Raw genomic sequence first — 25,607 nt, 5'->3', positions numbered from 1 at the left:
ATGCGGCGATGCGACGCGCCGGGTTGCGGATCGACGGATCGAGCGCGGCAGCCCGACTGTGACGCATGTCGCCGCTGACGGACTGCGCGTGCTCACGGTCACGAAGGCGCAATAGGCGTTACGCACGCTGTCGGGCTTTGCACACCTGGACCGCTTTCGATGCCTGATGCCGCTCCTGCCTGCCCGAAGGCGCGACGCCGTCGCGCCCTGGGCGCCTCTCTGGTCTGCACCGCTCTGGGCGCTTCGTCGGCCGCGCTGGCGGTGGATCGCTCGCCCGCACCTCCCACCGACACCACTCGCAGGCCCGACGACACCGCCACGACAGCGGTCGGCAGCAGCCCCACCGATGCCGACGCTGTCGCCGCCGGAGCCGAAAAGGGTCCCAACACACTGGAGACGGTCAAGGCCATCGCCGCGCACGAGGTCATCGAGCAGAAGAAGCGCGCGGCGGTGGTCAAGGATTCGGTGATCTACGACGAGATGGACAGCTATGGCGACGAGACCCTGGCCGAGAGCCTGATGGCCGCGCCCGGCATCAGCGCGGTGGAGGACGCCGGCGAGCCGCGCTTCGTCACCATCCGCGGCATCCAGCCCAATCTCAACTTCACCAGCCTGGACGGCATCGCCATCGCCAGCGTCGGCAACAGCGGCTCGGGCGAGCGCATGAACAATCTGCAGCTGATCCCCAGCGACATCGGCACGCGCACGGACATCTACAAGACCTTCGGCGCGCAGCAGGCGCCCGATGCGATCGGCGGCATCATCGACATCGTCAGCCGCAGCGCGTTCGACCGCGCCGGGCGCTATGTCTTCGCCGATGCGGCCGGCATCTATTCCACCGCCTCGACCGATGTCCAGCGCAGCGCCGGCGGCAACCACAAGACGCTCGGGCACTACGGCAAGAGCGCCAAGCTGGTGTTCTCCGACACCTTCGGCGCGGACGATCAGTTCGGCATCGTGGCGGTCGGCCGCTACCAGCAGCGCTCGCGCAACAGCGTCAAGCGCTGGGTTGAGAGCAACTACTTCTTCGATGCGGCCGGCAATTACCTGACCGACGGCAGCACCGGGCCGGACACGCTGCCGGGTTGGAACGGCCTGCGCGCGCCCGGCAACTTCAGTACCGGCACCTACACCAACTACATCACCAACTTCGGCGGCTCGCTCAAGCTGGAGTGGCGACCGGTCGATGCGCCCTACCTCGCCTCGCTGCTGATGTACGGGTACCGGTTCTACGAAAACTCCACCATGAACAAGACCGACCTGTACTCGAACGCCAAGTTCGACATCCAGGACCAGACCGCCGACGGCGGCAGCACGCAGATCAACAGCATCTACATCAAGAACCGGCACGATCGCTGGGACCGCGCCAACTTCGGCGCGATCGCCAGCTTCGACTGGGACATCGACGAGGCCTCGCGCCTGAGCCTGCGCGCCGGACACACGCAGGAGACCTTCGACAACACCCAGGTGTACTGGGGCGTGCGCGCCTATCCGACCGGGCTGTTCGTGGACTATGCCAACGACGACCACGGCTTCCCCAACGCGATCGCCGTGTCCGACCCGCGGCTGCTGCTCGGCTCGGCCTACAAGCTCAACCCGGCCCAGGCCTACGTCTCGCCGCGCGACGCGCAGGAGCGCATCGAACACGTGCGGCTGGACTTCACCCACAACACCGGCGATGAGGCGCGCGGCTTCGGCCTGGCCAGCGGCGCCGAGTATCGGCACCTGAACATCTGGCAGGACGTGGACTTCACCTACTACACCACCAAGGACACGCTCAACGCCTACCTCTATCCCGGCGCGACGCTGGTGGGCACGGTGCCGGGCTTTCCGTTGATCGACAACGCCAAGCTCACCGACGGCCTGGTGCCCAGGCTGGCCAACAACGACAAGGCCTATCCCAACGCCGACTTCAGCAGCGACTACAAGTATGTCGAGGACGTCGCCGATGCCTACGTCTCGGCCCAGTACGCCTGGGACCGGGCGCTGCTGCTCGGCGGCCTGCGCTACGACCACACCCGGTTCGATGCCTTCAGCCCGTACAGCGATGACGGCGGCACCACGTACACGGCCGATTTCAGGAAATCCAAGGGCGGCTACAGCAACCTGCTGCCGTCGTTGAACGCGCTGTTCAAGCTCGGCGAGCGCCAGCGCCTGCGCTTCTCGGTCAGCCAGACCCTGGGCCGGCCCACGCCGGGCAACGTCGCCCAGGCCAGCAGCACCAGCTGCGCCGAGGACGAGGACGGCGGCGGCTACTGCACGATCAGGCGCGGCAATCCCCAACTGCATCCGCGCAAGTCGACCAATCTGGACCTGGCCTGGGACCTGTACTTCAACGGCAACAACGGCATCGTCTCGCTGGCGCTGTTCGACAAGACCATCAAGGACGACATCTACACCCTGACCACCTACCAGGTCCTCGACGATGTCACCTACAAGGTGACCCAGCCGATGAACACCGACGAGTCGACGCTGCACGGCGCCGAACTGGCGCTGGCCAACCGCTCACTGCGCTGGGGCGATCAGCGCTTCGACCTGTACTTCAACGCGACGAGGCTGTTCGGCAAGACCGAATACGTCACCAGCGATGGCCAGCCGCGTGCGCTGGACCGCCTGCTCTACCAGCCGGACTGGTCGCTCAACGGCTCGGCGATCTGGCGCATGCCCTGGCACAACGCGCAGCTGCGCGTGTCGGGCAACTACCGCTCCAAGATGCTGGTGGACTTCGGCGATACGGCCTGGCTCGATTCGTATTACGACCCGTACATGACCTTCAACCTGGGCTTCAGCCACCGGGTCTCCAAGCACGTCTCGTTCAAGTACGAGGCCAAGAACCTCTTCAATACCCAGCCCACCTACAGCATGGGCCCGGGCGGCAGGTACCGCACCGAGATCGACGACTACGGGCGCTTCTTCTACTTCCACATCATCTATCAGTGAGGCCAACATGCCGGGCATCGATCGTCGCCGCTTTCTTCAGCTCTCCGGCCTGTCGGCGCTCGGCGCCTGGATGGGCACCGCCTCGGTGCTGGCCGCCGAGCAGGACGCCGCCGGCCTGAGCCTGCGCAACCTGCTCAAGTCGCCGAAGTTCGACACCACGCCCTTCACCGTGGGCGTGGCCTCGGGCGACCCGGCCCCCGATGGCATGGTGCTGTGGACGCGCCTGGCGACCGCGCCACTGGAGTACGGCGGCGGCATGCCGACCCGGCCGATGGTGGTGGGCTGGGAGCTGGCCGAGGACGAGGGCTTCCGCAGGATCCTGCGCAGCGGAACGACGCTGGCCCATCCCGAACTGGGGCACGCGGTGCACGTCGAGCTGGAAGGCCTCGCCCCGGCGCGGCCCTACTGGTACCGCTTCAACATCGCCGGCTATACCAGCGCGATCGGCCGCACCGCCACGCTGCCGGCGGCCGATGCGGATCTTGCGCGCGTGCGCTTCGCCGTGGCCGGCTGCCAGCAGTACGAGGAAGGCCACTACACCGCCTGGCGCCACATCGCCGACGAGCCGCTGGACTTCGTCTTCCACTACGGCGACTACATCTACGAAGGCGCGACCAACACCACCGCCAGCCGCAAGGTCAACGGCCGGCCCTTCACCAACCTGCGCAACCACGTCGGTCCCGAGCTCTACACGCTGGACGATTACCGCCGCCGCTATGCGCAGTACAAGACCGATCAGGATCTGCAGGCCGCGCATGCGGCGGCGCCGTGGTTCGTGACCTTCGACGATCACGAGATCGACAACAACTGGGCCAGTGTCGACGACCAGGACGGCACGCCGAGCGAGCTGTTCCTGCTGCGGCGTGCGCAGGGCTTCCAGGCCTATTACGAGAACATGCCGCTGCGCCGCAGCGCCTTTCCGCGCGACGGGCACCTGCAGCTATACCGGCGCGCGCGCTGGGGCCGGCTGCTGGACGTGCACTTCCTCGACACCCGGCAGTACCGCAGCAAGCAGCCGGCCGACATGGCCGACCGCGCCGTGGTCGAGTCCCCGCAGCGCACGATCACGGGACAGGCGCAGGAACGTTGGCTGTTCGAAGGGCTGGCCGACCCGGCACCGCGCTGGCAGGTGATCGCCCACCAGGTGGCGCTGGGCGACTACACGCTCGAGAGGAAAGGCCAACTGGTGGAATCCGACGACCAGTGGTCCGGCTATCTGTCCAGCCGCCGCCGGCTGCTGGGCCATATCGACCAGGCCGGGCACCGCAACGTGGTCACCGTCTGCGGCGATGCGCACCGCCATTACGCCAGCGATCTGGTGCAGGACAACGCCGAATCCGGCGTGATCTCCAGCGAGTTCCTGGCCACCTCCATCACCTCCGGCTCCGATGGCCTGGGCGTGGACCAGGAGGCACGCGACACGCTGGCCCACAACCCGCACCTGAAGGTCACCACCGACAAGCGCGGCTATGTGCTGTGCACCGTCGAGCGCGACGCTTGCGTGGGCGATCTGAAGACGGTGGACCGCGTGATGGTGCCGGGCGCGAAGCTGGAACGCTTCGCGCGCCTGGCGATCGAACACGGCAAGCCCGGCCTGCAGCCGGCCTGAGCCGGCGGCGTGGCCTCAGCGCGGGTGATGGAAATCCGCCCGGTGGTCGTTGCCGATGCGCGGGCGCGACGGGGACAGCGCGCCCGGCGCATCGAAGTCGCGCGCGTGCAACGGGTTGACCTCGAACAGGTTGGCCAGGCGCAGGCCGGCCTCTTCGCTGAGCAGCAGCGCCAGTTCGAACTGCTCGGCCACGAACGGCAACAGCACCGCCGCGCCCGAGGGATCGCGTTCGACCTGCTGGTCGAACCGCCGTTGCAGCGAGGCGATGCCCTGCAGGGTCAGCACCAGATCCTGCAGCAGCGCCCCACTCTCGCCCAGGCGATACAACTCGGGAATCAGCTGGCGCAGCGCTTCGGGCACCGCCGCGGCCTGGCGACCCGAGGCGCCTAGCAGGGCGGCATCGGCGCCGACCGCGCGCAGGCCGAGCGCGGCGGTCAGGCCGGCGGTGATCTCATCGCAGGCCGCGCCGGCCAACAAGGCCAGGCTGCGCGCCTTGAGGCGTTCGGCATCGCGCTCGGTGCGCTGCCGCGCGCGCTGTTCGCGCCGTACCACCAGCAGCACGCCGACGATCGCGGCGATCGACAGCAGCGCCTGCACCCACGCCGCCCAGACCTGCGGCGGCCAGGTCTGGCAGCCCAGCCCCATGCACGCATCCATGGCATTCCCCCTGTTTCAAGGGGGCCAGCATGCAGGCCTGGCCGGTCACGGACAATGTGCCCGAGGTCTTCCGAAGGACGACGACGTCACAGTTTCGACGCCTCGTCCGGCCGCTGGATTCAGCGCGCCGGTGTCAGCCCGAATCCCGCGCCCACCGCCAGGGTGTCGAAGCCGGGGAACGAGGTCGCCACGTTGGCGATGTCGCGCACCAGCACCTCGCCGGACGATAGCTGGCCGGCGATGCAGAAGGCCATGGCGATCCGATGGTCGCCGTGGCTCTCGATGGTGCCGCCACCGATGGGTCCCGCGTGGATGGTCGCGCCGTCGGGCGTCTCGTCCACCCGCACGCCCAGCGTGCGCAGGCCGGTGGCCATGGCCGCCAGACGATCGGATTCCTTGACGCGCAGTTCGGCCGCGCCGCTGACGATGGTCTGGCCCTGCGCGGCGGCCGCGGCCACGAACAGCGCCGGGAACTCGTCGATCATGTCCGGCACCACGCTTTCTGGAATGCGCGCGCCCTTCAGCGCGGCATAGCGCACGCGCAGGTCGGCGACCGGCTCGCCGCCGTGTTCGCGCGCATCGTGCACCTCGATGTCGGCGCCCATCAGGCGCAGCGCCTCGAGCAGGCCGGTGCGGCGCGGATTGAGGCCCACCGCCTTCAGCGTCACGTCCGAACCGGGGATGATGCTGGCCGCGACCAGGAAGAACGCCGCCGAGGAGAAGTCCGCCGGCACCGCGATATCGGTCGCACGCAGACGCTGGCCGCCGCGCAGGCGGGCGTAGCCTGGCGAGAAGTCGATGTCCACGCCGAAGGCCGAGAGCATGCGCTCGGTGTAGTCGCGCGTGGGGTGCGGCTCGCGCACGGTGGTGTCGCCGTCGGCATACAGGCCGGCCAGCAGCAGGCAGGACTTGATCTGCGCGCTGGCCACGGGCGAGGCGTAGTCGATCCCGTGCAGCGCCTGGCCGCCGTGGATGCGCAGCGGCGGCGTGCCGTCCTCGCGCGTCTCGATCCTGGCGCCCATCTGCGCCAGCGGCGCGGTGACGCGACGCATCGGCCGCCTGCACAGCGATTCATCGCCGATGAGCACGCTGTCGAAGGGCTGCGCGGCCAGCAGGCCGGCGAGCAGGCGCATGCCGGTGCCGGCATTGCCGCAGTCCAGCTCGCCGGTCGGCGCCTGCAGTCCATCCACGCCCACGCCGTGCACGATGCGCGTGGACGGCGACGGCGTCTCGATGCGCACGCCGAGGCGTTCGAAGATCGCCGCCGTGGCGCGTGTGTCCTCGCCTTCCAGGAAGCCTTCCACGCGCGAGGTGCCATCGGCCAGCGCCGCGAACATCACCGCCCGGTGCGAGACCGACTTGTCACCAGGGATGGTCAGCGCGCCATGCAGCGCCGAGCCAGGTTGAGCGATCCAGGATTGCGAGGTCATCGTCTTGTCCAGTCCAGCGGCCCACGCCGCGTTGTGCTTCAAGGTCTTGCTGCCGTTTCACCGCAGCTACCGCTAAAACTGCTGTTGCTGTTGCTGTTGCTGTTGCTGTTGCTGTTGCTGTTGTTGCTTGCTGTTGCTTCCGCTTTTTCCCCTCATCCGCAGCGGCGCCACCAGCGGGCAAACCCCGCAGGGGCGACGCACATGGATGTGCGTCGTTCCCGGTCGCGGCAGGATGCCGCGTCCGGGAATTCCGCTGGTGGCGCGGACCCTGCGCGCAGCGCAGGGCGCGAGGACGAGCGTGTTTGATCAGCCATGCGGCTGCTGAAAAGCGCTTCTTTTGGTTACTTTTCTTTGCACGAGCAAAGAAAAGTAACTCGTGACTCGAAGAGGCGCGAAAGCTTTTGCCTCAAGCCGCAACCGCCATCGACGCACCCGGCATCACGGCACCGCCACCGGATACGAACCCAGCACCTTGATCTGCGCCGAATGCGCTTCCAGCTCGGCCAGCGCCTGCTTCATCGCCTCGTCCTCCACATGCCCGGCCAGGTCGATGAAGAAGCCGTACTCCCACTTGGCGTGGTGGCTGGGCCGCGACTCGATGCGGTTCATGCTGATGCCATGACGCGCAAACGGGCTGAGCACGTCGAACAGCGCGCCCGGCTTGTCGTGGATGAACACCAGCACCGAGGTGCGGTCGTGACCGGACGGCGGGAAGATCCTGCGGCCCACCACCAGGAAGCGCGTGGTGTTGTCCTTGTCGTCCTGGATCGGGCTCATCACGACCTTCTTCAGGCCATAGGCGTGCACCGCGCTCTCGCCGCCGATCGCCGCCGCATCGTCCGCGTTGCGCGCGCGCCGCGCGCCCTCGGCATTGCTCGACACCGGCACCTTCTCGGCCTTGGGCAGGTTGGAGCGCAGCCAGCCGGCGGTCTGCATGAACGACTGCGGATGCGCGTAGATGCGCTCGATGTCGGCGATGCGCCCGCTGCGCGACATCAGGAACTGCTGCACGCGCAGCTCGACCTCGCCGCAGATCTTCAGGTCGGATGTCAGGAACATGTCCAGCGTGATCTGGATCGTGCCCTGCCCGGAGTTCTCCACCGGCACCACGCCGAAGTCGGCGCTGCCGCTTTCCACTTCCTGGAAGACTTCCTCGATGCTGGCCATGGGCAGCCCCAGGGCCGAGCGGCCGAAGTGCTTGAGCACGGCCTGCTGGCTGAAGGTGCCTTCCGGGCCCAGGTAGCCGATCTTCAGCGGCTCCTGCAGCGCCAGGCTGGAGGACATGATCTCGCGGAACACGTGCACCAGCACTTCGTCGGACAGCGGGCCCTGGTTGCGGTCCACCACCATGCGCAGCACCTGCGCCTCGCGCTCGGGGCGGTAATAGTCCACCGCGGCGGCGAGCTTGCCCTTGGCCTTGCCGACCTGCAGCGAATAGCCGGCGCGCTCGGCGATCAGCGCCTGGATCTCGCGGTCGATATGGTCAATGCGCGCCCGCACCTGCGCCAGGTCGAACTCGGGCTCAGCAGGCGAGGCGCTGGCGTCCTTGGCGGACGCCTTGGCCACCTTGGCCGGCTCGCCGGGCTTGGCCGCCTTGGCCGGCGACTTGCTCGGCGCGCTTGCGGGTTTAGGGGTTTTCTTGGTCATTCGAGGTCATCCGTAAAGCGGAATTTGGCGGCTTCTCTGTGGGAGCCGCCACTGCGGCGATGGGGCTTCACCGATAAAGCCTCATCGCCGCCATGGCGGCTCCCACCAGGCCGGCTCCCACGACAGCCAAGCGCGGTGGCTCAGCCATTGCGCCGCTGGAAGTCGTGCATGAAGTCCACCAGCACCTGGGCGCTGGCCACCGGCAAGGCGTTGTACAGCGAGGCGCGCAGGCCGCCGACCGCCTTGTGGCCCTTCAGGCCGATCAGCCCGGCGGCCTTGGATTCGGCCACGAAGCGCGCGGTCAGCGCCTCGTCGGCCAGGAAGAATGGGATGTTCATGCGCGAGCGCGCCGCCGGATGCACGGTGTTGCGGTAGAAGCCGCCGGAGGCATCGATGGCGCCATACACCAGCTGCGACTTGGCCGCGCTGCGCCGCGCGAACTCCTCCACGCCGCCCTGGTCCAGCATCCAGCGGAACATCAGCCCGGCCAGGTACCAGTTCCAGGTCGGCGGCGTGTTGAGCATCGAGTCGCGCGCCAGATGCGAGGCGTAGTTGAAGATGTCCGCGCGCGGCTGGCCGGCGCGTTCGAACAGGTCGCGGCGCACGATCACCACCGCCACGCCCACCGGCCCCAGGTTCTTCTGCGCGCCGGCATAGATCACGCCGTAGCGCGACACGTCGATCGGCTCGGAGGCGATCGAGGACGAGAAGTCCGCGAACAGCGGCACCTGCCCCACCTCGGGCGTGTGCCGGAACTCCACACCATGGATGGTCTCGTTGGCGGTGATGTGCACATAGGCCGCATCGGGCGAGAGCTGCCAGTCCGCGCGCGGCGGGATGTCGGTGAAGCCCTCGGCTTCGCTACTGGCGGCCACGTGCACGTTGACGTAGTCCTTGACCTGCTTGATTGCAGTCTTGCTCCAGTGCCCGGTGACCACGTAGTCCACCGTCTGGCCGGGGCTGGCGAAGTTCAGCGCCAGCAGCGCCTGCTGGGTGGTGGCGCCGCCGGGCAGGAACAGCACGCCGTAGTCGTCGGGAATGGTCAGCAGCGTGCGCAGATCGGCTTCGGCGCGTGCGGCGACCTCCATGAATTCGGCGCTGCGGTGGCTGATCTCCACGATCGAGGCGCCCACGCCGTTCCATTCCAGCATTTCGGACTGCGCGTGGCGCAGGACGGCTTCGGGCAGCGCCGCGGGGCCGGCGCTGAAGTTGTGGACGCGGGACATGGCGGCCTCGATCAGGGGGCACATAGTATGCCGCAGGCTGAATCGCCCCACGGCCGCCTTTGCATCCGTCATGCCGCGATCCGCGTAAGGTGGTTGCAGGCGAATCCATCGCCAGGCGCAAACGCGTGCAATGGCGGGAATTTTTCGCCTGCTGGCGCGTCCCATTGGTTGCCCATGTGACTTTTCGCAGGAGATGCACCGTGTCCCTACGCGACGCCCTCACCCTCAAGGATCACCAGGTCACCGACGAGGCCGTCTACCGCGGCCGTCGCGACCTGTTCAAGCTGGCCGCCGCGCTGCCGGCGCTGGCCCTGGCCGGCTGCGCCGACGCCGATCCGCCCGATGCGCCCAAGACCGTCGTCACGCCCGAGCAGGCCAAGGCCGGCTTCCGCACCAGCGAGACGCTGACCCGCTACGAGGACGTGACCAGCTACAACAACTTCTACGAGTTCGGCACCGGCAAGACCGATCCGTCGAGCGCGCCCAAGACGCTGCGCACCTCGCCGTGGTCGGTCAAGGTCTCCGGCGAGTGCGAGAAGCCCGGCACGCTGGCGCTGGAGGACCTGCTCAAGTCCGCGCCGAGCGAGGAGCGCATCTACCGCCTGCGCTGCGTGGAGGGCTGGTCGATGGTGATCCCGTGGGACGGCATCCCGCTGGCGGCGGTGCTCAAGCGCTTCGCGCCCACGGCCAAGGCCAAGTACGTGGCCTTCACCACCCTGGCCGACCCGCGCCAGATGCCGGGCATCGCCTACCGCTCGATCGACTGGCCCTACCGCGAGGGCCTGCGCATGGACGAGGCGATGCATCCGCTGACCTTCCTGGCCACCGGCGTCTACGGCAAGCCGCTGCCGCAGCAGAACGGCGCGCCGCTGCGGTTGGTGGTGCCGTGGAAGTACGGCTTCAAGAGCATCAAGTCGATCGTGGAGATCCGCTTCGTCGAGAAGATGCCGCCGACCGCCTGGAACGACCTGCAGCCCAACGAGTACGGCTTCTTCTCCAACGTCAATCCGGACGTGGACCACCCGCGCTGGAGCCAGAAGACCGAACGCCGCATCGCCGGCAACGCCAGCAAACTGTTCGCCGAGCGTATCCCCACCCGCCCCTTCAACGGCTATGCCGATCAGGTCGCTTCGATGTATGCGGGGATGGATTTGCGGAAGTGGTTTTGAGGGGGGCGGGGATTCGGGATTCGGGGTTCGGGATTCGAGCGAAGCTAGGAGCAGTGGCAGAAGTAGGCAAGGGGAACTGGTGATCAAGGTGAAGAGCCAGGAACCAAGCGACGTCAGCGTGAGCCGCATGACCCGCCCCCTCCCTTGCGCGCAGCGCAGGGGAGGGTTGGGGAGGGGTGCTTTTCGCGCGTAGCCCGAGGGGAGCGAGGGAACAACAGCAACAGCAACGGCTAACCCCTCCCCAGCCCTCCCCTGCGCTGCGCGCAAGGGAGGGGGCAGAAGCAGAGCACTGACTCAGACGCTTTTCTCCCCAATCCCCAATCCCCAATCCCCAATCCCCAATCCCCAATCCCCAATCCCCAATCCCCAATCCCCAATCCCCAAAAAATGAAACCCCTCACCCTCGCCAAGCTCGTCGTCCACCTGCTCTGCCTGGCGCCGCTGGCGCTGCTGGGCTGGCGCTTCTGGGACGTGTGGCGCAACGGCAGCGATGCGCTGGGCGCCGACCCGATCGCGCAGATCGAGCACTTCACCGGGCTGTGGGCGCTGCGCTTTCTGATCTTCACCCTGGCCATCACCCCGCTGCGCCAGCTCACCGGCCAGGCGGTGCTGCTGCGCTTCCGCCGCATGCTGGGGCTGTACGCCTTCGCTTACGCCACGGTGCACCTGGCCGCCTACCTGGGCCTGGACCTGGGCGGCTACTGGACCCAGATCTTCGCCGAGATCGTCAAGCGGCCCTACATCACCGTGGGCTTCGCCCCGTGGCTGCTGCTGGTGCCGCTGGCGATCACCTCCACCCAGGGCTGGATGCGCCGGCTCAAGCGGCGCTGGGGCCAGTTGCACAAGGCCATCTACGCCATCGGCGTGCTGGCGGTGCTGCACTTCTGGTGGCTGGTGAAGTCCGACATCCGCGAGCCGGCGCTCTATGCCGGACTGCTCGCCCTGCTGCTGGGCTGGCGCGCCTGGAAGGCGATCAGGCGGGCGCGAACAGCAGCAGCAGCGCCAGCACGCCGGCCAGCACCGCCGCGGCCAGCAGCAGCCACGGCCAGCGCTTCAGCGAAGCCCGTGGTGGCGCCACCGCCGCCGGCGTCGGAGCGCTGACGGTCGTCTCGGAGGCCGCCGGGTCGGACGGATCGGGCTGGCTCCAGGGGATCTCCACCACGAAGCGCGACTGCGGGTCGAAGGCAACCTGGTCGCCGGCGTTCAGCACGGCCTCTTGCACGGGCACGCCGTTGACCACGCTGGTCACCCCGCCCTGCAGATGACGCAGCAGCACGCCGCCGGAGACGCGGCCCAGCACGGCGTGCAGGCCGGACAGGTGCGGCGCATCCAGCACGATATCGGCCTCGCGGCCGGCGCCGACGCTGCAGCCGCTGCCGATGGTGAAGGCGCGGCCGTGGTGACGCCCGCCGATGCCGCGCAGGACCACGCGCGGATCCGGCTCGGCCTGGGCCATCGGCGCCGAGGAGGCCGGACGCGGCGCCTGGCCGCGCACCAGCACTTCCACGCCATCGGCGTACACCGCATCGCCCGGACGCAGCATGGCCATGCGCCGCACCGGGCGGCCGTTGACATGGATGCCGCGCATGCCCGGCGGCACCTGCAGCCACAGGCCGCGCCGGTCCAGGCTGAACTGCACCAGCAGCGCGCCGGGCACCGCATCGCCCACGCCGATGGTGCCGCTGGCTTCGCGCACGATGCGGTGGATACCCGTGCCCAGGGCACGGTCGGCCGTCCGGCCTTGGGGAAAATGGAGACTGAGGTTCTGCACGCGGCCGGGAGACTAGCACGCAGGCCCACGGGTTCGGGCTTCGCAAGGTCGGAGGCGGCACGCGCCTTCCACAGGCGATGCGCGGTTGGGCGACAATGCGCGCTTGTCCTTCGCCAGCCCAGCGCCATGTCCCGCATCGAACTGCAGCATCCCCACCACAAGTCGCCCGAGCAGACCCGCCAGGCCCTGGAAGAGGTGGCCGGCAAGCTGCACGCGCGCTTCGGGGTGAGCCATCACTGGGACGGCGACACGCTGGCGTTCAACGGATCCGGGGTGGACGGGCGCATCGCCATGCAGCCCGGCGCGCTGCACGTCACCGCCGAGCTGGGCTTCCTGCTGTCGGCGATGAAGGGGCCGATCGAGTCGGAGATCCGCCGGGTGCTGGGCGAGCGCTTCGCCTAAACGCCCTGGTCGGCCCATCTTCGACACGGCGCTCACCGGCCGCTGCGGACACTGCCAGGCATCGTCCCGACCGCATCGGAGTGATCCATGGCCACCAGGAAAACCGAGCGCCAGCGCCCGTCCGACTTCGAACCCTCGCTGCATGAGCAGGCCGAGCGCCTGCAGGCGTCGCTGGGCGAATCGGCCCAGCAGATCTGGCTGGCCGGACTGGGCGCCTTCAGCCGCGCCCAGGCCGAGGGCAGCAAGCTGTTCGACACGCTGGTGCGCGAAGGCAGCAAGGTCGAGGCCCGCACCCGCGACGCGCGCGCCGGCCTGGCAGACGGCGTCGAGGAAGTGCGCAGCCGCGCCGGCGAGACGCTGGGACGCGTGGACCAGGTCTTCCGCGCCCGCGTCGGCGAGGCGCTGAAGGCGCTCGAGGTGCCGACCCGGCGCGAGCTGGGCGCGCTGGCCGACCGCATCGACGCGCTGAACCAGAAGCTGCGCGCGCACAACGAGCGGCCCACCGCCGGTGCGCGGGCGCGCAGGGCGGCGGCCCGTTCCACTCCGCCCGGCCCCGCGCCGGTTCCGCCCCAGGCCACCGAGGACCGGCCGGTGCGCAAGCCGCGCGCCGCGCCTCGACCGACGCCCGCGGATCCTGCCGCTCCTGGCGACGTGACCGACTAAATCGCCCGTAACCTCCGATGTGCTGCTTGCCCGCAAGCCCGTCATCTTCTTGGCCGACGTGTGCCAATCACGGACTGGTCGCCAGCACGGTTGCCCGTAGAATGCCCCACCTGTTTCAGCGGATGTACGCCTCATGCCGTTCTGGTTGATCGGGACCCTCGTGGCCCTGCTGGTGGGCGTGGTCGCCACCGCCTACCTGTGGCTGGTCCGCCGCCGCCTCGACGAAACCCAGGCCGGCCTGCAGGCGCTGGCGGCGATGCGCTGGCGCGACTTCTCGCGCCTGGTGCTCTCGGCGCTGCAGCTGCGCGGCCTGGAGCGCCTGTCTTTCGAGCCCGAGGATGTCCGCAACCAGCACCCGAGCCTGCTGCTGGGCGATGCCGAGGGCAGGCACTGGCTGCTGAGCTGCAAGCACGGCACCGCCTATCGCATCGGCTCGGTGGCGATCGACGAACTGGCCTCCGAGGCGCGCCTGCGCGGCGCCCAGCACAGCATCCTGGCCACCCAGGGCCTGGTCGACGCCGGCGGTCATGAGAAGGCGCAGCGCTCCAATGTCGAGATCCTGGACGGCGCCAGGCTGTGGGCCGAGGTCAAGCCGATGGTGGACAGCGCGACCGTCCAGGGCATCAGCGGCCAGGCCAACCTGCGCGCGCGCCGCCGCATCGGCCTGAGCTGGATCGCCGCGCTGCTACTCGGCGTGCTGGTCAGTGGGCTGCCTGCCCTGCTCGATTCCGACTCGACGCCCGAGACCGTCGCACCTGCGCCCGTCTCCGCTCCGGCGCATTCGGCTCCTGCGGTGCCCGCCGCGAGTACGCCTACTCAGTCGCTGGAACCGCCGACCGACGCCGAGCTGGCCCGCCAGCGCGGCGAGGTCGCCAAGGCCCTGGCCAAGGCCGGTGGCCTGCGCCAGCCGGCCTGGATCTCCGGCTCGACGCTGTCGGTGGACATGCTGGCCGACGAGGCCATGGTGATGCCGACGGTCTGCGCCGAACTGGCCAAGTACCCGGACCTGGCGCTCTCGCGCATCCAGCTCAACCCGCGCCCCGACAGCGACGAACGCGTGCGCTGGCGGCAGTGCGAAGCGACGATGAGCGCGCCTACTCCGGCCCAGGCACCGGCACGTTAAGCGGCGCCCGCGCCGCGCTCCCGGACAACAACACCGGTCGTCATTCCCAACGATCGTCATTCCCGCGAACGCGGGAAAGTGCTGTTCGGCGGACGCATGCGTGACTATCCAGGGACTTTCAGGCAGCGCGCCGAAATCGCGTGGTGCCCGTCTGGTGGCCGCCTTTGAAGAACGTCATTCCCGCGCAGGCGGGAAGTGCTTTTCGGCAGACGCATGTCTGACTATCCAGCGGCTTTCGCAGGGAACATCGAAGACCCTCTGTTCCCGCCTAAGTGGGACCTTTGTGGTCCTTCGACCTGTTTGAAGCGCGAAGGGGCATTTCCGTTGCTTTGGCGCGGTGCATGAGCAACAGCAGCAGCAAAAGCTCACCCCTCCCCAACCCTCCCCTTCGCCTTCGGCGAAAGGGAGGGGGCTGGACTGCGTCTTACGGTTGCCTCATCTGCGGTCTGATCCTCCGCCGCAGCGCTACCCTCGTCATTCCCGCGTAGGCGGGAAGCGCTGTTCGGCAGCCGCATGTCTGACTAGCCAGGGAGTTACACACGGCGTCCAAGACGTAGGACGTCTTCGCTCCTCCCACGCGCCCGCTCAGCGCCCGCCAGGCGAGAACCGTGCCACCAGGTCGTAGGAGTCGCCCAGGAAGACCTGGGTCACGCAGGTCACCGGCTGCTCGCCGCGCCAGGTGCGGCGCTCGATCACCAGGCAGGCGGTGCCGGTGGGCACCTGCAGCAGGCGCGCGCGGGCGGCGTCCACGCCGATGGCGCTGATGCGGTGCTCGGCGCGGGTCCAGCTGACGTGCTGCAGCAGCCAGCTGCCCGGGGCGGTCTGCGAGAAGTCCACGTCCACCGCCTGCGGCGCGGCGGCCGGATTGATCAGGCGGTCCTCCAGCGCCAGCGGCCGCTCGTCGGCCAGGTGCAGGCACTGCAGCGCGAGCACGCGTGCCTGGCCGGCCAGCTCGGTCTCGCGCGCGTCGCCGCGGCGCGGCTTGCGCAGCTGCCGGGCCAGCAGCTGGAACTGGTAGCGGTGGCCGCGTGCGGCGACCTCGAACGGGATGTCCGGGATGTCCAGCGCCACCTGTTCGATATGCGGATGCGGGCGCGCGACGAACGAGCCGGCGCGGCGGCGGCGCTCGATCATGCCGGCGTCGGCCAGCAGGCTCAGCACCTTGCTCACGGTCATGCGCGCGCAGCCGTACTGCGCCATCAGCGCGTGCTCGGAGGGGATGCGGTGGCCCGGAGGCCATTCGCCGCTGTGGATGCGGCCCTCGATGTCGTCGCGGATGCGCTGATGCAGCGAACGCGGCGGCGCGGGCGAGGCCTGTGGAGCGCTCACGCGCGCAGGATCCGGTCCAGCGCGGCGGCGTAGCGCTCGGCCACCGCCGCGGCGTCGACATGGCGGCCGTCGCGCACGACCAGCCGGCCCTGACGCCAGACCTGGCGCACCGCGCCGCGGCGGGCGGCGAACAGCCAGCTGTCCAGCCAGGCATCGCCTTGGCGCGCGCGCAGCGCCGGATGGTCGGAATCCAGCTCCACCAGGTCCGCAGCGGCGCCTACCCGCAGGCCCGCCTCCACGCCCAGCGCCTGCGCGGCGCCGTGCAGGGCCTGCTCGAACAGCCAACGCCCGCTGGACACCCCCTGCCCCTGCGCCAGCACGTTGCGCCCGCGCGCGACCAGGCGCTGGCCGTACTCGAGCAGGCGCAGCTCCTCGGCCGCATCGATCAGCACATTGGAATCCGAGCCCACGCCGAAGCGGCCGCCGACGCGGGCGAAGTCGCGCATCGGGAACAGGCCGTCGCCCAGGTTGGCCTCGGTGATCGGGCACAGGCCGACCACGGCGCCGGCCTCGACCATGCCCTGCACTTCGTCCGCTTCGACGTGGGTGGCGTGCACCAGGCACCAGCGCGCGTCCACCGGCGCGTGGTCCAGCAGCCACCGCACCGGGCGCTGGCCCGACCAGGCCAGGCAGGCCTCCACCTCGCGCGTCTGCTCGGCGATATGCAGATGCACCGGGCCGCGGGTCAGCGGCAGCAGCGCGGTCAGCTCCTCGGGCGTGACCGCGCGCAGGCTGTGCGGGGCCAGGCCGAGCACGGCATCGCCCAGCGGCACGATCGCCGCGGCGCTGGCCTCCAGCAGGCGGGCGAACCCGTCCACGTCATGGATCAACCGCGCCTGCGCGGGACTGGGCGGCGCGCCGCCGAAGTCGGCATGGGCATAGAACACCGGCAGCAGGGTCAGGCCGATGCCGCTGGCCTGCGCGGCCGCGGCGATGCGCGTGGCCATCTCGCCGGGATCGGCATAGGGCCGGCCCTCGGGGCCGTGGTGCAGGTAGTGGAACTCGCCCACGCGGGTGAAGCCGGCCTCCAGCATCTCCACGTAGGCCTGCTCGGCGATGGCCTGCAGGCTGTCGGGGTCCAGCCGCTGCACGAAGCGGTACATCAGCTCGCGCCAGCTCCAGAAGCTGTCGCCGGCCGCGCCACCGACTTCCGTCAGGCCCGCCATGCCGCGCTGGAAGGCGTGGCTGTGCAGGTTGCCCAGGCCGGGCACGGCCACGCCCAGGCGCACATCGCCGGGCTGCGCGGCGCTGCCCGCCTGCACCGAGGCGATGCGCCCGCCCTGCGTGCACACGCGCACCGCACGCGCCCAGCCCTCGTCCAGCAGGGCGTGATCGATCCAGAAGCAAGCGGCTGGCGCCATCGGGGTTCCTCGACTGGACAGGCTGCAAAGGCCGGTCTTATTGTATAGACAAATGCGCTCCTGACGAGATGCCATGCCCCTGCGCTGCGACACGCTCTGGCACCACGCCCACCTGGCCACGCTCGATGCCGACGACGGCACCCTGGGCGTGCTGCGGGACGGCGTGATCGCCGCGCGCGACGGCCGCATCGTGCATGTCGGCCCGGCCGATCGGGCGCCGGACTTCGACGCGGCCACGCGCATCGATTGCCAGGGCCGCTGGATCACGCCGGGCCTGATCGACTGTCACACCCATCTGGTCTATGCCGGCAACCGTGCCGGCGAGTTCGAGCAGCGCCTGGCAGGCGCCAGCTATGCCGACATCGCCCGCGCCGGCGGCGGCATCGTCTCCACCGTGCGCGCCACGCGCGCGGCCGACGCGGACGCGCTGATCGCCGCCAGCCTGCCGCGCCTGAACGCGATGCTGGGCGAAGGCGTGACCACGCTGGAGATCAAGTCCGGCTATGGCCTGGACCTGGAGCATGAACGCAAGCAGCTGCGCGTGGCCCGGCGCCTGGGCGAACTGCGCCGGGTGGAGATCGTGCCGACCTTCCTGGGCGCGCACGCGGTGCCGCCCGGCGTCGAGGCGCAGGCCTACATCGATGAGGTCTGCGGGACGATGATCCCGGCGGTCGCGGCGCAGGGCCTGGCCGAGGCGGTGGACGTGTTCTGCGAGGACATCGCCTTCTCGCCGGAGCAGGCGCGGCAGGTGTTCGAGGCCGCGCGCGCGCATGGCCTGAAGCTCAAGATCCACGCCGAGCAGCTCAGCAACCAGCACGGCGCCGCGCTGGCCGCGCAGTACGGCGCGCTCTCGGCCGACCATATCGAGCATCTGGACGCCGACGGCGTCGCCGCGATGGCCGCGGCCGGCACCGTGGCCGTGCTGCTGCCGGGCGCGTTCTACTTCACCCGCGACACGCTGGTGCCGCCGATCGAGGCGCTGCGCGCGGCCGGCATGCCGCTGGCGCTGGCCACCGACTGCAATCCCGGCACCAGCCCGCTGACCAGTCCGCTGCTGGCGATGAACCTGGCCGCCACGCTGTTCCGCATGACCGTGGACGAATGCATCGCCGGCTTCACCCGGCACGCCGCGCGGGCGCTGGGGCGACAGGACCGGCTGGGCCGGCTGCGCGCGGGCTTCGACTGCGACCTGGCGATCTGGGACATCGACGCGCCGGCCGACCTGGTCTACCGCATGGGCTTCAACCCGCTGCATACGCGCGTGTGGCGCGGGCAGCCGGCATGAGGCCGTTTTTCGTACAACCCGAACGACCGGAGCATTCCGCGTGACCGACTCTCTTGTGCTGCGCCCCGGCGCGGTCAGCCTGGCGCAATGGCGCGCCGTCTATCGCGGCGCGGCCGTGCAGCTCGATCCCGCCTGCCACGACGCGGTCGCGCGCAGCGCGCAGACCGTGCAGGCCATCGTCGACACCGGCGCGCCGGTGTACGGCATCAATACCGGCTTCGGCAAGCTGGCCACGGTGCGCATCGCCGATGCGGACCTGGCCACGCTCCAGCGCAACATCGTGCTCTCGCACGCCGCCGGCGTCGGCGAGCCGATGCCTGCGCCGGTGGTGCGGCTGATGCTGGCGCTGAAGCTGGCCAGCCTGGCGCAGGGCGCCTCCGGCGTGCAGCCGGCCACGCTGGCGCTGCTGGAAGCCATGCTCCAGCGCGACGTGCTGCCGCTGGTGCCCTGCCAGGGTTCGGTCGGCGCCTCGGGCGACCTGGCGCCGCTGTCGCACATGGCCGCGGTGATGATCGGCACGGGCGAGGCGTTCTTCGAAGGCCAGCGCCTGCCGGCGAGCGATGCGCTGGCGCGGGCCGGCCTGGCGCCGTGCGTGCTCGGCGCCAAGGAGGGCCTGGCCCTGCTCAACGGCACCCAGTATTCGACCGCTTACGCGCTGGCGGGGCTGTTCGAGATCCAGACCGTGTTCCAGGCCGCACTGGTCACAGGCGCCTTGTCCACCGAGGCGGCCAAGGGCTCGGACACGCCGTTCGACCCGCGCATCCACGCCCTGCGCGGCCAGCCCGGGCAGATCGCCGTGGCCGACGCGCTGCGCGCGCTGATGGCCGGCAGCGCCATCCGCGAATCGCACCGCGAGAACGACGTGCGCGTGCAGGACCCCTACTGCCTGCGCTGCCAGCCGCAGGTGATGGGCGCGGCGCTGGACGTGATGGGCGCGGCGGCGCGCACGCTGGAGATCGAGGCCAACGGCGTGTCCGACAATCCGCTGGTGTTCACCGACACCGGCGAGGCGCTCAGCGGCGGCAACTTCCACGCCGAGCCGGTGGCCTTCGCCGCCGACATGCTGGCCATGGCCGTGTGCGAGATCGGCTCGATCAGCGAGCGCCGCATCGCCATGCTGGTCGACCCGGCGCTGTCGGGGCTGCCGGCGTTCCTGACGCCGCGGCCGGGCCTCAACTCCGGCTTCATGATCCCGCAGGTCACCGCCGCGGCGCTGGTGTCGGAGAACAAGCAGCGCGCGATGCCGGCCAGCGTGGATTCCATCCCGACCTCGGCCAACCAGGAAGACCACGTCTCGATGGCCGCGCACGGCGCGCGCCGGCTGCTGGACATGGCGCGCAATGCCGCCAACGTGGTCGGCATCGAGCTGCTCGCCGCCGCGCAGGGCTGCGATTTCCATGCGCCGCTGGCGTCCAGCGCCGCGCTGGAGTCGGTGCGGGCGCTGCTGCGCGCGCAGGTGCCGACGCTGCAGGAAGACCGCTATTTCCATCCGGACATGGTGGTCGCGACGGCGCTGGTGCGCGGTGGCGCGCTGGTCGAGGCGGTCGGCGCGGACGGTCCGGGGCTGCCGGGCGTGGATGGGGCGGCGTGAGCGCGCTGCAGCGAGGTTCCGGCATGGCGCGCAAGTCACTGGATCCCCGCGTTCGCGGGGACGACGGGCAGAGTATTCGTCGGACTGTGGGAGACATGCGCGGATGAGCGACCTTCCCGAGTGGCTGGAACTTCATCGCGGCCAGACGCCGCTGATCGTCAGCTTTCCGCATACCGGGACCGAGCTCCCGGCCGGGCTTGAGGGCGACTTCGTCTCGCCCTGGCTGGCACGGCGCGATGCGGACTGGCATGTGCACCAGCTCTACGCCTTCGCCCGCGCGCTCGGCGCCACCACGCTGCGCACCGCGATCAGCCGCTCGGTGATCGACGTCAACCGCGACCCGTCCGGCGCCTCGCTGTATCCGGGCCAGAACACCACCGGCCTGTGCCCGACCACCACCTTCGACGACCAGCCGCTCTACCGGCAGGGCCTGGCGCCGGACGAGGCGGAGATCACGCGCCGGCGGGAGACCTGGTTCGCGCCGTACCACGATGCGCTGGCCGCCGAGATCGAACGCCTGCGTGCGCAGCACGGCTGCATCGTGGTCTACGACGCGCATTCGATCCGCTCGCGCATCCCGCACCTGTTCGAGGGCGAGCTGCCGCAGTTCAACATCGGCAGCAACGACGATGCCGCCTGCGACGCGGCGCTGACCGACGCGGTCGAGCGCGTCTGCGCCGCCAGCGGCCTGAGCCATGTGCGCAACGGCCGCTTCAAGGGCGGCTGGATCACGCGCCACCACGCCCGGCCGAAGCACGGCGTGCATGCGATCCAGATGGAGCTGGCCTGCCGCGGCTACATGGACGAACCCGATCCGGTCACCCCCGAGAACTGGCCCACGCCGTTCTCGCAGGCCCGCGCGCAGGCCGTACAGGACACGCTGCGCGAGGTGCTCGCCGCCTGCCTGGACTTCGCCGGCACCCATCCCCTCGCCCATCGCGCGCCCGCCGTGGGCGCACCGTCCCATCATCAGGACTCACCATGACCCGTCGCGATCCGTCCCGCCGCATCCACGCCCCTACCGGCCCCGCGCTCACCGCCAAGAGCTGGCTGACCGAGGCACCGCTGCGCATGCTGCAGAACAACCTGCATCCCGACGTGGCCGAGCGCCCGGAGGAGCTGGTGGTCTACGGCGGCATCGGCCGCGCCGCGCGCGACTGGGAGAGCTTCGACACCATCATCGAGACGCTCAAGCGCCTGGACGACGACCAGACCCTGCTGGTGCAGTCGGGCAAGCCGGTCGGCGTGTTCCGCACCCATGCCGATGCGCCGCGCGTGCTGATCGCCAACTCCAACCTGGTGCCGCGCTGGGCCAACTGGGACCACTTCAACGAATTGGACAAGAAGGGCCTGGCCATGTACGGCCAGATGACCGCCGGCAGCTGGATCTACATCGGCGCCCAGGGCATCGTGCAGGGCACCTACGAGACCTTCGTGGAGATGGGCCGGCAGCACTACGGCGGCGACCTGTCCGGGCGCTGGCTGTTCACCGGCGGCCTGGGCGGCATGGGCGGCGCGCAGCCGCTGGCCGCGGTGATGGCCGGCGCCTCCTGCCTGGCGGTGGAATGTCGCAAGAGCAGCATCGACATGCGCCTGCGCACGGGGTATCTGGACACCTGGACCGACTCGCTGGACGAGGCGCTGCGCCTGATCGAGGACTCCTGCCAGGCCCGGAAGCCGCTGTCGGTCGGCCTGCTCGGCAACGTCGCCGATGTGCTGGCCGAGCTGCTGGCACGCGGCATCAAGCCGGACCTGCTCACCGACCAGACCTCCGCCCACGATCCGGTCAACGGCTACCTGCCGCAGGGCTGGAGTGTCGCGCAATGGGACGACAAGCGCGTGTCCGCGCCGAAGGAAGTGGAACGGGCCGCGCGCGCCTCCATGGCCCACCACATCCGCGCCATGCTCCGCTTCCATGCCCTGGGCGTGCCGACCGTGGACTACGGCAACAACCTGCGGCAGATGGCGCTGGAGGAAGGCGTGGCCAACGCCTTCGACTTCCCCGGCTTCGTCCCCGCCTACATCCGCCCGCTGTTCTGCCGCGGCGTCGGCCCGTTCCGCTGGGCCGCGCTGAGCGGCGACCCGGAGGACATCGCCAGGACCGATGCCAAGGTCAAGGAGCTGATTCCCGACAATCCGCACCTGCACCGCTGGCTGGACATGGCCGCCGAGAAGATCAAGTTCCAGGGCCTGCCGGCGCGGATCTGCTGGGTCGGCCTGGGCGATCGCGATCGCCTGGGCCTGGCCTTCAACGAGATGGTCGCCAAGGGTGAACTGAAGGCGCCGGTGGTGATCGGCCGCGACCACCTGGACAGCGGCAGCGTGGCCTCGCCCAACCGCGAGACCGAGGCCATGGCCGACGGCTCGGACGCGGTCTCGGACTGGCCGCTGCTCAACGCCCTGCTCAACACCGCCTCGGGCGCGACCTGGGTGTCGCTGCACCACGGCGGCGGCGTGGGCATGGGCTTCTCCCAGCACGCCGGCATGGTCATCGTCTGCGACGGCACCGACGCCGCCGCCAAACGCATCGCCCGCGTGCTGTGGAACGACCCGGCCAGCGGCGTGATGCGCCATGCCGACGCCGGCTACGACATCGCGATCGACTGCGCGCGGGAGAAGGGCCTGGATCTGCCGGGCATTCTGGGGTGAGCGCTGAGGTGGGTTGGAGGTAATGCGATGTCGTCGCTGCGCGCGGACGTCCATGAGTCCCCGCTTTCGCGGGAATGACGAGCTCAGGCCCCATTGGTCCGTCCGTTATCGCGGCAACACTGTCGGCAGCCTGTCAGCCGCCATGGACTGCGGTCCGTGCGGCGACACCCGTCGCACGCGCACTGGGCTACCCTGCCCCACCGCCTTCCGCCCCGCCGCATGTCCCCGTCCGCCTCCCACACCTACCGCCTGGCCCTGCGGCCGACCGACGAACACACCAGCTCGGCCGAGCTGATGCGCACCGCGCAGCGCGTGCTGCTCTCGCTGGACGCGCGCGGGGTGTCGATCGTCCATCTGCGCCGCCCGCCGCTGCAGGACGCGCAGGGGCTGTACGTCGAAGCCGTGGCCGCCGGCCCGGAGGACTGGTATCGCGACGTGGACGATGCGCTGCTGGCCGAGGGCCTGCGCAGCGAGCTGCAGCCCTGACGCCGCCGCAAACCGCCAGCGCCGCCTGAAACGACAACGGCCCGGTCTCGCGACCGGGCCGTTGCATTTACACCGCGATGCGCGGGATCAGCGCTTGCCCACGCCCATTTCCTGCAGCAGGTTGTCGGCGTGGTCCAGGTGGTCCATGACCCACAGCATGTAGCGCACGTCGACCTGGATGGAGCGGTTGAGCTTGGGATTGAACAGCCAGTCGCCGCTCACCGATTCCCAGTTGCCATCGAAGGCCAGGCCGACCAGCTGGCCGTTGCCGTCCAGCGCCGGCGATCCGGAGTTGCCGCCGGTGATGTCCAGGTCGGCCAGGAAGTCCACCGGCAGCGTGCCCTGCTTCTTCGAGGCATACGGACCGAAGTCCTTGGCCTTGATCGCGTCCAGCTCCGCCTTGGGGGCGTTGAACGGCACCTCGCCGGTGGCCTTCTCGACGATGCCCTCGGCGTGGGTGAACGGCGCGTAGCTCACCGCATCGCGCGGCGCCACGCCCTGCACATTGCCGTAGGTCACGCGCAGCGAGCTGTTGGCATCCGGGTAGACCGGCAGCTTCTGCGAATCCTTCCAGGCGATCATCGCCTGCATGTAGCGCGGGCGCAGCTTGGACAGCACGCCATCGCGCGTGTCGGTCTCGTCCTCCAGGGTCTTCAGCTGCGGCAGCAGGGCCGCAGCCAGCTTGAGCATGCTGTCCTCCTGCGCGGCCAGCGTCTTGGCGTCGTCCTTGAAGTAGGCCAGGCGGGCCTGGCCGTCGCCCAGCTTGCTGCCGGCGTACAGCGCGGCCACCTTGGCCTTGATCGCCGCCTCGTCGCGCGCCCCACCCAGCCAGGCGTCCAGCGCCGGCAGGCGCTGGGCCTGCGGCAGCTTGACGTAGCGCAGCAGCGCATAGGTCAGGAACTGCTGGTCCACGCCGGCGTCGTAGCGGCGGTCCATCTGCTTGAGCGCACCCTCGATGCGCGCCTCGTCGCGCTGCTGGTAGCCCGGCTCGCGCTCCATGTCCGGCTTGGCGCGCTCACCGGCCAGGCGGGTCAGGCGCAGGCCGGTGGAGAACAGCGCCGAGCGCTGCAGCAGGCTCAGGTCCAGGTCGCGCTCGCGCGTGGCGGCGGTGCCGGCCAGCACCTGCTTGAGCTGGGCGATGTCGCCGGCCAAGGCCTTGGCGTCGCCGTCCCTGCGCGCGGTCAGCCAGGCGTCCAGCTGTGCCTCCTGCTGCTGCTTGACCGCCACCGCGTCGGCACGGCGCAGGCCTTCGAGCTGGCCGCCGAAGTTCTTCAGATAGTTGTTGAGGCCGGCCACCGTGTTGGCGTACTTCACCCCCACCTCGGGGTTGGCCTTGGCGGCGGCATCGATGATAGCCAGGCTGTCCTGGTAGATCTTGATCTGGGTCGGGTACTGCCAGTCGATGGCCGCCTGCACCTCCTGCGCCAGGCGATAGCGGTTGGTGCGGCCCGGGTAGCCGACCACCATCACGTAGTCGCCCTCCTCCAGGCCCTGCGGATTGACCTTGAGCACGTGCTTGGGCTGGTAGGGCACGTTGTCCTTGGAATACTCGGCGGACTTGCCGTCCTTGGACACGTAGGCGCGCAGGTAGCTGAAATCGCCGGTGTGGCGCGGCCACATCCAGTTGTCGATGTCGCCGCCGAACTTGCCGATCGACTCCGGCGGCGCGTAGACCAGGCGCACGTCCTTGATCTCCAACTGGCGGATCAGCTGGTAGCTGTAGCCGCCATGGAAGGTGTAGACGTCGCAGCGGTAGCCGTCGCGTTCGCAGCCCTTGACCTGCGCCTTGATCGCCTGCTCGATCGCCTTGTAGCGATCCAGCGGCGCCATGTCGTCGCGCAGCCCGCCGGTGATCTCCTTGGTGACGTCGCGGATCTCCTCGGTGACGAACACGCGCATGTCGGGCGAACCGGGCAGTTCCTCGCCGACGCTCCTGGCCAGGAAGCCATCCTCGATCAGGTTCTTCTGCGGCGTGGAGTTGTACTGCAGCGCGCCGTAGGCGCAGTGGTGGTTGGTGACCACCAGGCCCTGCGGACTGACGAAGGAGGCCGTGCAGCCGCCCAGGCTGACGATGGCGCCCATCGGGTAACCGGTCAGGTCGGTCAGCGCGGCCGGATCGAGCTTGAGCCCGTGCGCCTTGAGATCGCCGGCGATCTTGGGCAGCTGGGCCGGCTGCCACATGCCTTCGACGGCCAGGGCGGAGGGAATGCAGGTGGCGGCGATGGCGGCCGACAGCAGGAGACGACGCATGGGAAACCTTTCCGAATTG

The 25,607-nt window shown here is 69.7% G+C and carries 19 protein-coding genes and 1 pseudogene; 12 read left to right on the top strand and 8 right to left on the bottom strand.

Annotated features, from left to right (window positions below; translation table 11 throughout):
- The first annotated feature begins 159 nt into the window (after window positions 1-159).
- Together EAT51_RS08220 and EAT51_RS08215 are read left to right on the top strand one after the other, a co-directional pair.
- The gene (locus EAT51_RS08220; RefSeq protein ID WP_130561499.1) at window positions 160-2,940 is read left to right on the top strand and encodes a TonB-dependent receptor; all 2,781 of its coding nucleotides are present in this window, start codon (window positions 160-162) and stop codon (window positions 2,938-2,940) included.
- Window positions 2,941-2,947: 7 nt separating this feature from the next.
- On the top strand, window positions 2,948-4,549 hold the full coding sequence (locus tag EAT51_RS08215; RefSeq protein WP_130561498.1) for an alkaline phosphatase D family protein: 1,602 nt from the start codon (window positions 2,948-2,950) through the stop codon (window positions 4,547-4,549).
- Window positions 4,550-4,564: 15 nt separating this feature from the next.
- Here EAT51_RS08215 and EAT51_RS08210 read toward each other — a convergent pair whose 3' ends face one another.
- From EAT51_RS08210 to serC, 4 genes are all read right to left on the bottom strand, one after another.
- Window positions 4,565-5,206: a hypothetical protein gene (locus tag EAT51_RS08210; RefSeq protein WP_165422700.1), complete on the bottom strand. Its 642-nt coding sequence runs from the start codon at window positions 5,204-5,206 to the stop codon at window positions 4,565-4,567.
- A 119-nt stretch (window positions 5,207-5,325) separates the two neighbouring features.
- On the bottom strand, window positions 5,326-6,636 hold the full coding sequence (aroA, locus tag EAT51_RS08205; protein WP_130561496.1) for a 3-phosphoshikimate 1-carboxyvinyltransferase: 1,311 nt from the start codon (window positions 6,634-6,636) through the stop codon (window positions 5,326-5,328).
- A gap of 438 nt (window positions 6,637-7,074) precedes the next feature.
- Window positions 7,075-8,283 (bottom strand): prephenate dehydratase, encoded by a 1,209-nt coding sequence (pheA, locus tag EAT51_RS08200; protein ID WP_130519651.1) that lies wholly within the window; start codon window positions 8,281-8,283, stop codon window positions 7,075-7,077.
- 140 nt (window positions 8,284-8,423) lie between these two features.
- Window positions 8,424-9,509: a phosphoserine transaminase gene (gene serC, locus EAT51_RS08195; RefSeq protein ID WP_130519649.1), complete on the bottom strand. Its 1,086-nt coding sequence runs from the start codon at window positions 9,507-9,509 to the stop codon at window positions 8,424-8,426.
- A 200-nt stretch (window positions 9,510-9,709) separates the two neighbouring features.
- Between serC and msrP the strand changes: the two genes are divergently transcribed.
- Window positions 9,710-10,678 (top strand): protein-methionine-sulfoxide reductase catalytic subunit MsrP, encoded by a 969-nt coding sequence (gene msrP / locus EAT51_RS08190; RefSeq protein WP_130519647.1) that lies wholly within the window; start codon window positions 9,710-9,712, stop codon window positions 10,676-10,678.
- A 387-nt stretch (window positions 10,679-11,065) separates the two neighbouring features.
- Window positions 11,066-11,779: a protein-methionine-sulfoxide reductase heme-binding subunit MsrQ gene (gene msrQ, locus EAT51_RS08185; RefSeq protein ID WP_130561495.1), complete on the top strand. Its 714-nt coding sequence runs from the start codon at window positions 11,066-11,068 to the stop codon at window positions 11,777-11,779.
- Between the two features lie 139 nt (window positions 11,780-11,918).
- Here the strand turns inward: msrQ and EAT51_RS20860 are convergent.
- Window positions 11,919-12,134 (bottom strand): annotated as a pseudogene (locus EAT51_RS20860) (FHA domain-containing protein); the annotation flags it as partial.
- 441 nt (window positions 12,135-12,575) lie between these two features.
- On the opposite strand from EAT51_RS20860, the gene EAT51_RS08175 reads away from it, so the two are divergent.
- From EAT51_RS08175 to EAT51_RS08165, 3 genes are all read left to right on the top strand, one after another.
- Window positions 12,576-12,851 carry a polyhydroxyalkanoic acid system family protein gene (locus EAT51_RS08175; RefSeq protein ID WP_130519643.1) on the top strand — a complete coding sequence of 92 codons (276 nt, stop codon included), beginning with the start codon at window positions 12,576-12,578 and terminating at the stop codon, window positions 12,849-12,851.
- Between the two features lie 87 nt (window positions 12,852-12,938).
- On the top strand, window positions 12,939-13,514 hold the full coding sequence (locus tag EAT51_RS08170; RefSeq protein WP_130561494.1) for a phasin family protein: 576 nt from the start codon (window positions 12,939-12,941) through the stop codon (window positions 13,512-13,514).
- A 133-nt stretch (window positions 13,515-13,647) separates the two neighbouring features.
- Entirely contained in the window at window positions 13,648-14,637 is a 990-nt protein-coding gene (locus tag EAT51_RS08165) for a restriction endonuclease (protein ID WP_130561493.1), read from the top strand.
- A gap of 585 nt (window positions 14,638-15,222) precedes the next feature.
- Here EAT51_RS08165 and hutC read toward each other — a convergent pair.
- Both hutC and EAT51_RS08155 read right to left on the bottom strand, forming a co-directional pair.
- Entirely contained in the window at window positions 15,223-15,966 is a 744-nt protein-coding gene (gene hutC, locus EAT51_RS08160) for a histidine utilization transcriptional repressor HutC (RefSeq protein ID WP_130519637.1), read from the bottom strand.
- Window positions 15,963-17,327 carry a formimidoylglutamate deiminase gene (locus EAT51_RS08155; RefSeq protein WP_130561492.1) on the bottom strand — a complete coding sequence of 455 codons (1,365 nt, stop codon included), beginning with the start codon at window positions 17,325-17,327 and terminating at the stop codon, window positions 15,963-15,965. The genes hutC and EAT51_RS08155 overlap by 4 nt, the downstream gene beginning before the upstream one ends.
- A gap of 79 nt (window positions 17,328-17,406) precedes the next feature.
- Here EAT51_RS08155 and hutI point away from each other — a divergent pair, with 79 nt between their 5' ends.
- From hutI to EAT51_RS08130, 5 genes are all read left to right on the top strand, one after another.
- Window positions 17,407-18,612 carry an imidazolonepropionase gene (hutI, locus tag EAT51_RS08150; protein WP_130561515.1) on the top strand — a complete coding sequence of 402 codons (1,206 nt, stop codon included), beginning with the start codon at window positions 17,407-17,409 and terminating at the stop codon, window positions 18,610-18,612.
- A 40-nt stretch (window positions 18,613-18,652) separates the two neighbouring features.
- A complete protein-coding gene (gene hutH / locus EAT51_RS08145) occupies window positions 18,653-20,203 on the top strand; it encodes a histidine ammonia-lyase (RefSeq protein WP_130561491.1) in 1,551 nt (516 codons plus the stop codon).
- Window positions 20,204-20,306: 103 nt separating this feature from the next.
- Complete coding sequence (hutG, locus tag EAT51_RS08140; protein WP_130561490.1) at window positions 20,307-21,188, top strand: N-formylglutamate deformylase; 882 nt, start codon at window positions 20,307-20,309, stop codon at window positions 21,186-21,188.
- Window positions 21,185-22,852: a urocanate hydratase gene (hutU, locus tag EAT51_RS08135; RefSeq protein ID WP_130561489.1), complete on the top strand. Its 1,668-nt coding sequence runs from the start codon at window positions 21,185-21,187 to the stop codon at window positions 22,850-22,852. Before hutG ends, hutU begins: the two co-directional genes overlap by 4 nt.
- 219 nt (window positions 22,853-23,071) lie before the next feature.
- The gene (locus EAT51_RS08130) at window positions 23,072-23,338 is read left to right on the top strand and encodes a hypothetical protein (RefSeq protein WP_130561488.1); all 267 of its coding nucleotides are present in this window, start codon (window positions 23,072-23,074) and stop codon (window positions 23,336-23,338) included.
- A gap of 87 nt (window positions 23,339-23,425) precedes the next feature.
- On the opposite strand, the gene EAT51_RS08125 is transcribed toward EAT51_RS08130, so the two are convergent.
- The gene (locus EAT51_RS08125; RefSeq protein WP_130519624.1) at window positions 23,426-25,588 is read right to left on the bottom strand and encodes a S46 family peptidase; all 2,163 of its coding nucleotides are present in this window, start codon (window positions 25,586-25,588) and stop codon (window positions 23,426-23,428) included.
- Between the last annotated feature and the right edge of the window lie 19 nt (window positions 25,589-25,607).

Source organism: Pseudoxanthomonas winnipegensis (genome assembly GCF_004283755.1).
Lineage (GTDB): Bacteria > Pseudomonadota > Gammaproteobacteria > Xanthomonadales > Xanthomonadaceae > Pseudoxanthomonas_A > Pseudoxanthomonas_A winnipegensis.
The sequence above is the reverse complement of the archived record's forward strand: the minus strand, read 5'-3'. Positions and strand labels throughout refer to the sequence as shown.

What these genes read in the sequence shown, in the direction of transcription:
- EAT51_RS08220 (WP_130561499.1), top strand. Translation starts at nt 160, where the DNA reads ATGCCTGATGCCGCTCCTGCCTGCCCGAAGGCGCGACGCCGTCGCGCC.
- EAT51_RS08215 (WP_130561498.1), top strand. Translation starts at nt 2,948, where the DNA reads ATGCCGGGCATCGATCGTCGCCGCTTTCTTCAGCTCTCCGGCCTGTCG.
- EAT51_RS08210 (WP_165422700.1), bottom strand. Translation starts at nt 5,206, where the DNA reads ATGGATGCGTGCATGGGGCTGGGCTGCCAGACCTGGCCGCCGCAGGTC.
- aroA (WP_130561496.1), bottom strand. Translation starts at nt 6,636, where the DNA reads ATGACCTCGCAATCCTGGATCGCTCAACCTGGCTCGGCGCTGCATGGC.
- pheA (WP_130519651.1), bottom strand. Translation starts at nt 8,283, where the DNA reads ATGACCAAGAAAACCCCTAAACCCGCAAGCGCGCCGAGCAAGTCGCCG.
- serC (WP_130519649.1), bottom strand. Translation starts at nt 9,509, where the DNA reads ATGTCCCGCGTCCACAACTTCAGCGCCGGCCCCGCGGCGCTGCCCGAA.
- msrQ (WP_130561495.1), top strand. Translation starts at nt 11,066, where the DNA reads ATGAAACCCCTCACCCTCGCCAAGCTCGTCGTCCACCTGCTCTGCCTG.
- EAT51_RS08175 (WP_130519643.1), top strand. Translation starts at nt 12,576, where the DNA reads ATGTCCCGCATCGAACTGCAGCATCCCCACCACAAGTCGCCCGAGCAG.
- EAT51_RS08170 (WP_130561494.1), top strand. Translation starts at nt 12,939, where the DNA reads ATGGCCACCAGGAAAACCGAGCGCCAGCGCCCGTCCGACTTCGAACCC.
- EAT51_RS08165 (WP_130561493.1), top strand. Translation starts at nt 13,648, where the DNA reads ATGCCGTTCTGGTTGATCGGGACCCTCGTGGCCCTGCTGGTGGGCGTG.
- EAT51_RS08155 (WP_130561492.1), bottom strand. Translation starts at nt 17,327, where the DNA reads ATGGCGCCAGCCGCTTGCTTCTGGATCGATCACGCCCTGCTGGACGAG.
- hutG (WP_130561490.1), top strand. Translation starts at nt 20,307, where the DNA reads ATGAGCGACCTTCCCGAGTGGCTGGAACTTCATCGCGGCCAGACGCCG.
- hutU (WP_130561489.1), top strand. Translation starts at nt 21,185, where the DNA reads ATGACCCGTCGCGATCCGTCCCGCCGCATCCACGCCCCTACCGGCCCC.
- EAT51_RS08130 (WP_130561488.1), top strand. Translation starts at nt 23,072, where the DNA reads ATGTCCCCGTCCGCCTCCCACACCTACCGCCTGGCCCTGCGGCCGACC.
- EAT51_RS08125 (WP_130519624.1), bottom strand. Translation starts at nt 25,588, where the DNA reads ATGCGTCGTCTCCTGCTGTCGGCCGCCATCGCCGCCACCTGCATTCCC.